We start from the raw sequence: 10451 nt of genomic DNA on the forward strand, positions 1-10451 counted from the left end.
CGTACTTAAATGATGATTCTTAAGTCAGAAGACCTGCCTATATTTTGCACCAATAACTCTACGAGTGATGGAGGGGGCGTTTTAATGAAGATTTATTTACTTATTTTATATGAGTAAGTATGTTCTATTATTATGTCTTTTTAACACTTTAGTTAGAAGGACTTTTTATTTTGTAGAAAAACTATACAAAAATTAAAGTTAGAATATAACAAATAAATGTACATATTAAGGCATAGATTGCATATATAACTGGCGAATTTTGAGTATTGATTTTTACAAAAGCTGATATAGATAAAAATTCAAAGGAGATGTGATATGGAAAAAATTATTATTTTATGTGCTATGTTTCTGATGGTTATATTTTTCTTTATATGGAAATATCAAAGTGAGCATACTCATAGGAATTGGGGACATCATCATAATCATAAAATAGGACATAAACATGGGGAAGGATATTCAATTGATTTTTATGCATATGCTTCAAAAATCAGGCAGTGGAATGCTGGATTTAAAGTATATTTATCAATTTTGACATTGGTTTTTTGCATTGTATTGGACAATCCGTATGTGTCTGCTGCAATAATAATTGCAATGGCATATCTGACAGTTATAAAAGGGAAAATTCCGGCAATTGAATACGTGTCAATACTGGCAATTCCGATTACTTTTATTTTACTTAGCACTTTTACTATTGCTATTGATTTTTCGAAACAGCCAATAGGACAGTATAACCTGCATCTTGGTTTCTTTTATCTGTTTACATCTCAGGAACAGCTTAAGAAAATGGCTTTTTTAATTTTGAAAATTTTTGCAGCAATCAGTGCTTTACAGATGATGACATTGTCAACTCCAACTTCTGAGATTATTTATGTGCTTAGAAAGGCATATGTACCAAAGATTATTGTAGAATTGATGAGTCTTATCTATCGTTATATATTTATTTTAATGGATGTCTCTACTAAAATGAAAAATTCTGCAAAATCACGTCAAGGTTATTGTGATTTTAAAACTTCCTGTTATACATTTGGAAGGATCGCAAGTAATATGCTTATTATTTCACTTAAGAAAGCAAATGCTTATTATGATGCCATGGAGGCTCGATGCTATGATGGAGATCTCGTATTTTTTGAGGAAGATAAAAAGGTAGAGCTAATACAGATTATTGTTGCAGTAGTATTTATAATTTTTTTGATTTTGCTTTGGAGTATTACGAGATAGAAAGGAACGATTATGAGAAAATTAATATTAAAAATTGAAGATCTTCATTATACCTACGGAAATGGAAAGTCCGCATTAGATGGAGTAAGCGTGGAGATTTATGAAGGTGAGAAAATAGCTGTCATTGGTTCTAACGGCTCAGGCAAATCAACATTTTTCTTGAATGTGGATGGTGTACTGACCCCAGAGCACGGGAAAATTATTTATAGAGATACTGTTATTAATAAAAAGAATTTGAAGGAACTTAGAAAAAACATCGGAATAGTATTTCAAGATGCTGACAACCAAATTATTGCATCTACAGTTAGAGCTGAAGTTGGATTCGGACCAATGAATTTAAAACTTCCCAAAGAAGAAGTATTGAAACGTGTTGATGAAGCACTGGAATATATGAATATTTCTCATTTAAAGGATCGTCCTCCTCATTATTTAAGTGGTGGTGAAAAGAAACGTGTTAGTATTGCTGATATTATTGCCATGAAATCAGAAATTGTTATTTTTGATGAACCAACAGCAGCGCTTGATCCTTTAAATGCAATGATGTTAGAAGAGGTTTTGTTAAAGCTTGGTTCTGAAGGGAAGACAATGCTGATTTCGACACATGATGTAGATTTTACATATAGATGGGCTGAGAGAGTGCTTGTATTCTGTGAAGGAAAAATTATTGCAGATGGAACGCCTCTAGAAATATTTAAAAACAAAGAAATCTTAAAGCAGGCAAATCTAAAACAGCCAACTATGCTAGAGGTATATGAATCTCTTATAGAAAAACATATTCTAAAAGATATAAAAATCTATCCTAAAAGTATACAGCAATTTAAAGAAATACTTGCACTTATATAAAAAGCAGCTATGCTGCAAATAAGATTATTTCACATATAAAAAAAGTGCGCTAGCACAACCAAGAACTTAGCACTCATAAAAGAGTAGCTGTGCTACAATACAGAACTTTTCTGCATATAAGAACTTAAATTATTCAACATTCATAATTAATTAAAGACAATTTAGTTTGCTAAAAATTAACACAAAGTGTTATTTTATTATTTAGCTTTTAATGATATAAGTATTAAAAGTTCAGAGGGGGAGAAAAATGAATAAAAAAGAAAAAAGAATTGTCGCTTTAGCGGCAGCATTTGCTTTAGTTTTTGGAGTAACTCCAGCAGCAAATGCAATGCACATTATGGAAGGGTATCTTCCACCACAATTTTGCATTATGTGGGGTGTTATCTGCATTCCATTCCTAGTAGCAGGGTATTTATCGATTAAGAAAACAGTATCTAACCATCGTAGAGCAATTACTATTTTGGCTATGGCAGGCGCATTTGTTTTCGTACTTTCATCATTAAAGATTCCATCAGTAACAGGAAGCTGCTCACATATGACTGGTAGTGGACTTGGTGCAATTTTATTTGGGCCAAGTGCAGTCGCTATTTTAGGTATTATTGTACTTATTTTCCAAGCAATCCTGCTTGCTCATGGTGGTCTAACTACTCTTGGTGCTAATACATTTTCTATGGCTATTGCAGGTCCATTTCTTTCTTATGGAATTTATAAATTATGTAAAATTCTAAATGTTAATAAGTATGTAGGTATTTTCTTGGCGGCATCAATTGGTGATTTATTTACTTATTGTATAACAAGTATTCAGCTTGCACTTGCATATCCATCTGAAAATGGTGGGATTATGGCATCTGTAGCTAAATTTCTTGCAGTATTCGCACCAACACAGGTTCCACTAGCAATCATTGAAGGTATTTTGACCGTTGTTATTATTATTGGCCTTGAAACATATGCAAAATCGGAATTAAAAGATCTTGAATTAGTGAATGGAGGCGAAAATTAATGTCAAAGACTAGAAAAACAGTTATAAGTTTATTAATTATCGCTGCACTGATTGCTGTTATACCATTATTCACATTAAAGGGTGCTGAATTTGGTGGATCAGATGATGCAGGAAGTAAAGTTGTTTCAGAAATTACAGGTACTGAGTATAAACCTTGGGTTAAGCCAGTTATGGAAACTTGGATTGGTGGGGAATTGCCAAGCGAGGTAGAAAGTTTACTTTTCTGCGTACAAACAGGTATTGGAGTTGGAGTTATTGCCTTTTTAATGGGAAGATTTGTAGAGAGAAATAAAATAGAAAATCAGAAGAAAAAAATCAAATAATATATTTTGTATGATTAAAATTAAGAAGAGAAAATGGTGCTGCAAAAATGTAGTGCCTAAGATAGAGCCTTGTTCAGTAGTATATTGAACAAGGCTTTTATCATATAAAAAAAGATAGCCATTGAATTTAACAGATTAATTTAGAATGAAGGTTAAGTTATGGCTCTGCAGCAATTAAAATATATAGTTAAATGGTATAAAAGCAAGAATACATTAATTGGATATTAATCATAGGAATGCCCATTAATTAACATATTAATATCAGATTAGAAATTTTCTATATTATTTTTTATATCAAGTACAATTTCTTCAATTAAATCTTTAATTTGGAGATCTCTTGTTCCAGGAATATAAATACCATGTTTTTGTAATGGAAGTATATATTTAGTACAATCCATATTAAATATTGCATTGGAAATCATAGGGGTAATCTCTCCGTTTATACCTCCGCTACAAATTACTCCAATTGGTCCTATTATGCTATCTATTTTAGTTGTCTTACAAAATGAACTGATTGCTCTTTCTCCACTTACACCAATATTTGCACCCGATTGTACCATTTTCGAGGTAGCAAATGAGTTTGTGCCAAGTGCAATAATATAAACATTATTGCCTATTTCTCTACGAATCCTTTTTATGATGTTTTGACCAAGACCTGCACCTTGTGCATCTATTACTGCAATTTTCATATTAATGATCATTCCTTTTTCATCTTGCATTTTTTTGCTATCTTGTATATGATACTATTCTATACCTTTAAGTTAACTCTAAGTCAAGTACTTTTTAATAACGTTTCCTAAAATGAAAAAGTAACTTCTTGATTGCAATACTAAATTCTTGATTAATGACTTTAGTCTTGCACTATTTTTTGATACAAGGTGATACAATTTATATGTAAGTGGATTCCTCTAATATTATTGGAGGTAATTATAGTGAATAAGAATTATGATTGTAAACATCTAACAACAACTCAACGCATTATGATTGAAAAAGGTTTATTAGACGGTGAATCCTTTGCTACTATCGCTAGAAAGATAAAAAAACATCCTAGCACTGTTGCAAAAGAAGTTAAAAAATATCGTTATTTTCCTGAGAGAGATGGAGCTAAAGCAAAGCTTCCATGTGCCCTCAAAAAAAGCTGTCAGATTCGCTTCTTATGTGAAAGAAAGGATTGCGTTAAACTTTGCAAGAGCTGCTATAATCCGTCCCGCGAAGCAGACTGTAAAGAACTTTGTCCTGATTACACTATAAAAGTATGTCCTAAAATTCAAAAAGCTCCTTATGTCTGCAACGGTTGCCAAAAGATTAAAAGGTGTACACTTCAACACGCACTTTATTCTGCGCAACAGGCTGATATGGCCTCTCAGGAGCTTTTAATTTCATGCAGAGACGGAATTAATCAATCTTCAGCTGATATCGCTATACTAGATAATATAATTTCACCTTTGCTTAAACAAGGACAATCACTCGCTCATATTTATGCCCATCACGGTCACGAAATACCTTGCTGCCGCAGGACGCTTTACAACTATATCGATAAAGGTGTTTTTTCCGCTAAGAACATTGATTTAAGACGTCGTGTACGCTACAAATGTAAGGAACGTAAAAAAGGTACAAGGATTAGCCTTTCTGCAAGGGAATTTCGTATAGGTCGCACTTATGACGACTTTTCTACCCTACTTAAAACTAAACCAGAATCTCAGGTTGTAGAAATGGACACTGTGGAGGGCGGTCGTGGGAATAGCAAACAAGTCTTTTTAACTATGCTTTTCCGCAACTGTTCTCTAATGCTAATTTTTGCACTTGCTGAAAAAACTCAAGAGTGTGTAATTGAGGTGCTTGATCTACTTTCTGAAAAGCTTGGAATCAAAATATTTAACGAGCTTTTTCCAGTCATTCTGACTGATAACGGCACTGAATTTCAGTTTCCAAAACGTCTGGAATGCGATGCAGGCGGCGAAATTCGTACAAAAATTTATTATTGCAATCCGAACAGCTCTTGGCAAAAAGGAATGATAGAAAAGAATCATGAATACATACGATATGTAATCCCAAAGGGGCATAGTCTAGATTCATATACACAGAAAGATGCGACTATTTTAATGAATCATATTAACAGTGAAGCAAGGGACAGCCTAAACGGCTGCACCCCGTTTAAACTATCCCTAATGCTTTTAAATAACAAGTTGCACAAACTCCTCAAGCTGGTGGAAATTACTCCAGATGAGGTCACACTGAAGCCAACGCTGCTTAAATAACATTTAGCACATGTGGAATCCACTGCTACGAACTTAATCTTGCAAAAGAACGGCATGTGGAATTTAGTTTTGCACTATATTTTAGATGTCTGTTTACCATGCAAAAAAATAGGTTAACAGCCATCTTAACACTATTATAATTGTTCCTTTCTGCTCCGTAAAGAGTAACTAAAGCGACTTAAGACTTGCATTTTCAACGACTTATATAAATCACGAATTTAACTTTTCACTTAACGTTTTAATAACGTTTTAATAATATAAATACTACTGAAAATTTATGAATAAATTTCTTAATTTAGAATTAATTTTGAAATAAAGGGTATGTAAAGGACAAAGAACTGTTAGACTAAATATACAGCTGTAAGTAGATTAAATTCATTTGTAACATGTATTGAAGAATAATTTAATATTTACAACTTTGGAATAGTATAGTATTATGAATTTGTATATCACGAGGGTATGCGATTTTTGAAAAATTTAATTAATATATTAATCATGATTAATAACCACGAAGGTTGATTACTTTATTTTGTAGTCAGTTTTTGTGGTTTTGTTTTTTATTAAAATTTAAAGGAGGAATTAAAATGCACATTCCAGATAACTATCTAAGTCCAGCAACCTGTGCAGTTATGGGTGCGGCGATGGTTCCAGTTTGGACAAGAGCAGTAAAAAAAGTTAAAAAGGAGGTAACTAAAAAGAAAATGCCACTTATGGGTATAGGTGCATCACTATCATTTTTAACAATGATGTTTAATGTTCCGTTACCAGGTGGAACTACTGGACATGCTGTAGGAGGAACGTTACTGGCTATTCTTTTAGGACCTGAAGCAGCATGCATTTCAGTGACAATAGCACTTTTAATCCAGGCATTATTATTTGGAGATGGTGGTATTTTAGCATTTGGAGCCAATTGCTTTAATATGGCATTTGTCATCCCATTTGTTGGTTATTATATTTATAAGTTCTTAAGAGAGAAATTCAAAACAGATAAAGGAGAATATATTGGGACTTTTATTGCCTCATATATTGGGATAAATGTGGCAGCTTTTTGTGCGGCAATAGAATTTGGAATACAGCCATTACTTTTTAAAGATGCGGCAGGTATACCATTATATTGTCCTTATCCTTTGTCAATTACTATACCGTCTATGCTTATTCCTCATCTTGTAGTTGCAGGAGTATTAGAGGGGATTATAACTGTTGGAGTTTTAGGCTTTATTAAAAAAGTTTCACCTGGAATTATTTATGAAGGATCTGCTACAAAAGTAAAACCAGTATATGGGTTAATAATAGCTTTAATATGTTTATCACCTTTAGGATTATTAGCTACAGGTACAGCTTGGGGAGAATGGGGACCTGACGAGATAAGTTCTGTAATTACAGGTGGCAATGCTTTGGGATTTGTACCAAAAGGTATGGAAAATGGATTTAGCTTTAGTGCATTAATGCCGGATTATTCTGTTTCAGGACTTCCAGATAGCTTTGGATATATTTTATCAGCAGTTGCAGGGGTTGCAATACTGCTATTAGTATTTAGAATAATTGCAAGTATGAAAAAGGCAACAAAAGCATAAATGATTAATATACGTTATAAGAGAGGAAGTTATTAATGCCAGAATGGCTTTTGAAAAAAGACAATTACACACCCCTAAAAGATAAGAATGCTTTTATAGATAAGAGCATTCTATCTATATTTAATGTGCTTTCTAGGTTTAGGCAGCAAACCAAACTAAGGGCAGTTAAATTTGGAATTAATCCCTTAACTAAATTAATATCAGTACTTATACTAATTATTTTTGTTTCATTGAGCAGAAGTTTTCATTTCGTTTTAATTGCAAATGTATTTATACTTGTGTTAATAAATTTTTTAAGTATAAGAGAAATAAAATATGTTGTCAAAGCAAGTTTGGCTGCAGCAATTTTCACATTTGTGATATTATTACCATCTATTTTTTTAGGATATGGTAATAATACTTTAATGATCACATTAAAAGTTTTAGTTTCTGTTGCTTCTGTTAGTATATTAACTTGCACCACTCAATGGAATGAATTAATAATTGCTTTAAAAATATTTAAAATATCAGATACATTTATTTTTGTACTTGATATTACAATAAAATACATAATAATTTTAGGTGAATTTTCATTAAGTATGGTTTATGCACTTAAATTAAGGTCTGTAGGTAGAAACAATAATAAAAGTACTGCACTTTCCGGAATTGTAGGAACTATGTTTATAAAGTCTAAGGAAATGGCAGAAGAAATGTATGGAGCCATGGAATCTAGAGGTTTTACAGGAACATATAAAGTATATACGAAATTTAAATTTAAGTTAGCTGATTATATTTGCATTATACTTAATATAGTGTTTGTGTTAGCATATTTTTATTTTGATAGGTTGTGATTTAATGATTGATATAAAGAATGTTTCTTATTCATATGATGCTGAAGTTACTGCATTAAAAAATGTTAATTTACATATTGATGAAGGTGAATCTATTGCTTTAATAGGTGTAAATGGAAGCGGAAAGTCTACGTTAATGAAATTGATTAATGGATTAATAATAGCTGATAGCGGAAGTTATTTCTTTGAAGGTGAAGAAATTAATAATAAAAAAATGCAAAATGAAGAGTTCTCAAAGGCTTTTCATAAAAAAATAGGTTTTGTTTTTCAAAACTCAGATGTACAGCTGTTTTGCTCGAATGTTTATGATGAAATTGCATTTGGACCAAGGCAGATGGGAATGGATGAAGAAGAAGTTAAAAAAAGAGTAGAAGATACTTTGAAACTATTAAAAATTGAAGAATTAAGAAATAGACAGCCATATCATTTGAGTGGTGGAGAAAAGAAAAAGGTATCTATAGCGTCAGTAGTAGTTTTAAATCCTGATGTTTATATATTTGATGAACCTATGAATGGGCTTGATCCTAAAACTAAGAGGTTCCTAAAAGAATTTATGATAGCTATAAATAATGCAGGAAAAACTATTTTATGTTCTACCCATGATTTTGAATATGTAGATGGAGTATTTAAAAGAGCAGTAGTGTTTTCAAGTAATCATACAATTATTAGAAATGGTACTTATGATGAAATAATGAATGATAGTGAATTCTTATATGATAATAATATTATATAGGATTAAAAAAGGTTACAATTTTTCTCTGTAGTAAAGAGTTACTTTTCTTCTCTCTCAATATGGAAAGGGATTTAAAAGGTGATTATAAAAATCAAATAAAGAATATGTAATAGAGAAGTATGAAAAATTTATACAAGTTCAACAGATATGTTCAAGAGTAGTATAATCTTAGTTACCACTTTTATTATTTTATAGCCGTAGCCAGAAATCTAACTACTGTTTTTGGTTTATTTTGTTTCAGTTAAATATGACCATCTTTAACTGAAACAAAATAAGATTCATTCAAACCGTATTTTTTTAGAATTTCAGCAATTGTTTTATCTTCTTTCATTTCATCAATTTTTTGATTTATTGTATTTGCTAAGGCAGTATCACTTTTTCTAACTGCAGCTGCTATTTTTCCTGGAGCTTCTGGAATATAGTTAGTTGGTGGCAATATTGTTAAATATAAATTATTATTATTATGTGATATTATGTATGATGCAAGAATGGAATCAGTTATACCAGCATCTACTTTTCCTGTACTTACTGCTGATAAGAATGTGGCCTGATCTTCAAAGGGAACTACGCTTTTTATTAATCCTTCTTTTTGTAATTTTTGAGCCAATTCTAAAAAAACTGTTCCAGTCTGTGCCCCAACTACTGCATTTTTCAGATCTTCCTTAAAAACAATTTTTGAAACCTTAGGAGTAATTATAGCTTCAGATTCTTTATACCATATATTCGTAAATAATGCTTCTTTTTTACGTTCATCCGTTACATACATTCCATCCGCGACTACGTCTATTTCATTATCACTATTTAGTTCAGTTAATAAATCTTGAAATGGAACTTGCTTCATTTGAACTTTATTAATACCTAATCTTTTTGCGACTTCCGTTATAATTTCTGCATCAATTCCAGTAAAATTTTTTGTTTTAGGATCTATATAAGAAAATGGAATATCATTTGATGAAGCAACAGTTAAAATACCTTTTTCTCTTATTACTTCTAATCTATCTTTTGTTTTTTCAGTATTTTGTGTTTGAGCATTGCAGATTACTAATTCAAAACAGTTCATAATAACAATAATAAAAATCAATAATTTTTTATATATTTGCATATATTAAATCACTCCTTGATAATATTATCATTATTTAAAGTGAAATTATTCAGCAGAAGTAATTCAACCTTGATGAGATTCTAGGAAACCCAGATAAATATGAAGGAAAAGAAATAGAGATAACAGGATTTGTATATAAAGATAAAGAATTAAAAGAAAATGAATATATAATAGGAAGATTTATGATGGTCTGTTGTGCAGCTGATATGCAGATTGCAGGAATTAGATGCGACAGTAATAATTTGGAGATTTGTGATAGCGACACTTTGATAAAAATAAAAGGAAAAATTAAGAAAGATACTTTCAAAGGTGAGGTAGATATTCTTATAGTAGTTGAACATTTAGAAAAAGATCCTAATCCTGATACTTTATATGTATATCCATTTTAAAAAACGTTGGAAAATATATATTTAAAATGTGCCCAATAGAAAATATAAGCAGTAGCGTAATTTTCACTACTGCTTATATTCTTAATGAAATTTTTACCAAATACATTTAAACATTGCCCGTAAAGGTTAAATATAAAAGAACTGCATTTAATCCGATTATTACGCTTGTTATTATCCAACC

10 protein-coding genes and 1 pseudogene are annotated in these 10451 nt (G+C 31.1%); 9 read left to right on the top strand and 2 right to left on the bottom strand.

The window, feature by feature from the left end; genetic code table 11:
• The first annotated feature begins 315 nt into the window (after nt 1-315).
• From cbiQ to COL3_RS22985, 4 genes are all read left to right on the top strand, one after another.
• Nucleotides 316-1218: a cobalt ECF transporter T component CbiQ gene (gene cbiQ / locus COL3_RS22970; RefSeq protein WP_008419972.1), complete on the top strand. Its 903-nt coding sequence runs from the start codon at nt 316-318 to the stop codon at nt 1216-1218.
• Between the two features lie 12 nt (nt 1219-1230).
• Nucleotides 1231-2061, top strand: coding sequence for an energy-coupling factor ABC transporter ATP-binding protein (locus COL3_RS22975; RefSeq protein ID WP_008419970.1), 831 nt, complete (start codon nt 1231-1233; stop codon nt 2059-2061).
• 247 nt (nt 2062-2308) lie between these two features.
• Nucleotides 2309-3061, top strand: a complete 753-nt coding sequence (locus COL3_RS22980; protein WP_008419968.1) for an energy-coupling factor ABC transporter permease — start codon at nt 2309-2311, stop codon at nt 3059-3061.
• On the top strand, nt 3061-3384 hold the full coding sequence (locus tag COL3_RS22985) for a cobalt transport protein CbiN (protein WP_008419966.1): 324 nt from the start codon (nt 3061-3063) through the stop codon (nt 3382-3384). Before COL3_RS22980 ends, COL3_RS22985 begins: the two co-directional genes overlap by 1 nt.
• 266 nt (nt 3385-3650) lie before the next feature.
• Here the strand turns inward: COL3_RS22985 and COL3_RS22990 are convergent, their stop codons facing one another.
• Complete coding sequence (locus COL3_RS22990; protein ID WP_242982173.1) at nt 3651-4103, bottom strand: DUF3842 family protein; 453 nt, start codon at nt 4101-4103, stop codon at nt 3651-3653.
• Between the two features lie 213 nt (nt 4104-4316).
• On the opposite strand from COL3_RS22990, the gene COL3_RS22995 reads away from it, so the two are divergent.
• The 4 genes from COL3_RS22995 (at nt 4317) to COL3_RS23010 (ending at nt 8779) form a co-directional block, all read left to right on the top strand.
• Complete coding sequence (locus COL3_RS22995) at nt 4317-5642, top strand: IS30 family transposase (RefSeq protein ID WP_008419962.1); 1326 nt, start codon at nt 4317-4319, stop codon at nt 5640-5642.
• Between the two features lie 584 nt (nt 5643-6226).
• On the top strand, nt 6227-7216 hold the full coding sequence (cbiM, locus tag COL3_RS23000) for a cobalt transporter CbiM (protein ID WP_008419960.1): 990 nt from the start codon (nt 6227-6229) through the stop codon (nt 7214-7216).
• Between the two features lie 35 nt (nt 7217-7251).
• Nucleotides 7252-8046 carry an energy-coupling factor transporter transmembrane component T gene (locus tag COL3_RS23005; protein ID WP_008419958.1) on the top strand — a complete coding sequence of 265 codons (795 nt, stop codon included), beginning with the start codon at nt 7252-7254 and terminating at the stop codon, nt 8044-8046.
• Nucleotides 8047-8050: 4 nt separating this feature from the next.
• Nucleotides 8051-8779, top strand: a complete 729-nt coding sequence (locus COL3_RS23010; protein WP_008419956.1) for an ABC transporter ATP-binding protein — start codon at nt 8051-8053, stop codon at nt 8777-8779.
• A 241-nt stretch (nt 8780-9020) separates the two neighbouring features.
• Here the strand turns inward: COL3_RS23010 and COL3_RS23015 are convergent, their stop codons facing one another.
• The gene (locus tag COL3_RS23015; protein WP_008419953.1) at nt 9021-9881 is read right to left on the bottom strand and encodes an ABC transporter substrate-binding protein; all 861 of its coding nucleotides are present in this window, start codon (nt 9879-9881) and stop codon (nt 9021-9023) included.
• 65 nt (nt 9882-9946) lie between these two features.
• On the opposite strand from COL3_RS23015, the pseudogene COL3_RS23020 reads away from it, so the two are divergent.
• Nucleotides 9947-10270 (top strand): annotated as a pseudogene (locus COL3_RS23020) (TIGR03943 family protein); the annotation flags it as partial.
• Nucleotides 10271-10451 lie beyond the last annotated feature (181 nt).

Origin of the sequence: Clostridium sp. LS (assembly GCF_002760435.1) — a bacterium.
Taxonomy (GTDB): domain Bacteria; phylum Bacillota; class Clostridia; order Clostridiales; family Clostridiaceae; genus Clostridium.

What these genes read in the sequence shown, in the direction of transcription:
- COL3_RS23015 (WP_008419953.1), bottom strand. Translation starts at nt 9,881, where the DNA reads ATGCAAATATATAAAAAATTATTGATTTTTATTATTGTTATTATGAAC.
- COL3_RS23005 (WP_008419958.1), top strand. Translation starts at nt 7,252, where the DNA reads ATGCCAGAATGGCTTTTGAAAAAAGACAATTACACACCCCTAAAAGAT.
- COL3_RS23010 (WP_008419956.1), top strand. Translation starts at nt 8,051, where the DNA reads ATGATTGATATAAAGAATGTTTCTTATTCATATGATGCTGAAGTTACT.
- cbiM (WP_008419960.1), top strand. Translation starts at nt 6,227, where the DNA reads ATGCACATTCCAGATAACTATCTAAGTCCAGCAACCTGTGCAGTTATG.
- COL3_RS22990 (WP_242982173.1), bottom strand. Translation starts at nt 4,103, where the DNA reads ATGCAAGATGAAAAAGGAATGATCATTAATATGAAAATTGCAGTAATA.
- COL3_RS22980 (WP_008419968.1), top strand. Translation starts at nt 2,309, where the DNA reads ATGAATAAAAAAGAAAAAAGAATTGTCGCTTTAGCGGCAGCATTTGCT.
- COL3_RS22975 (WP_008419970.1), top strand. Translation starts at nt 1,231, where the DNA reads ATGAGAAAATTAATATTAAAAATTGAAGATCTTCATTATACCTACGGA.
- cbiQ (WP_008419972.1), top strand. Translation starts at nt 316, where the DNA reads ATGGAAAAAATTATTATTTTATGTGCTATGTTTCTGATGGTTATATTT.
- COL3_RS22985 (WP_008419966.1), top strand. Translation starts at nt 3,061, where the DNA reads ATGTCAAAGACTAGAAAAACAGTTATAAGTTTATTAATTATCGCTGCA.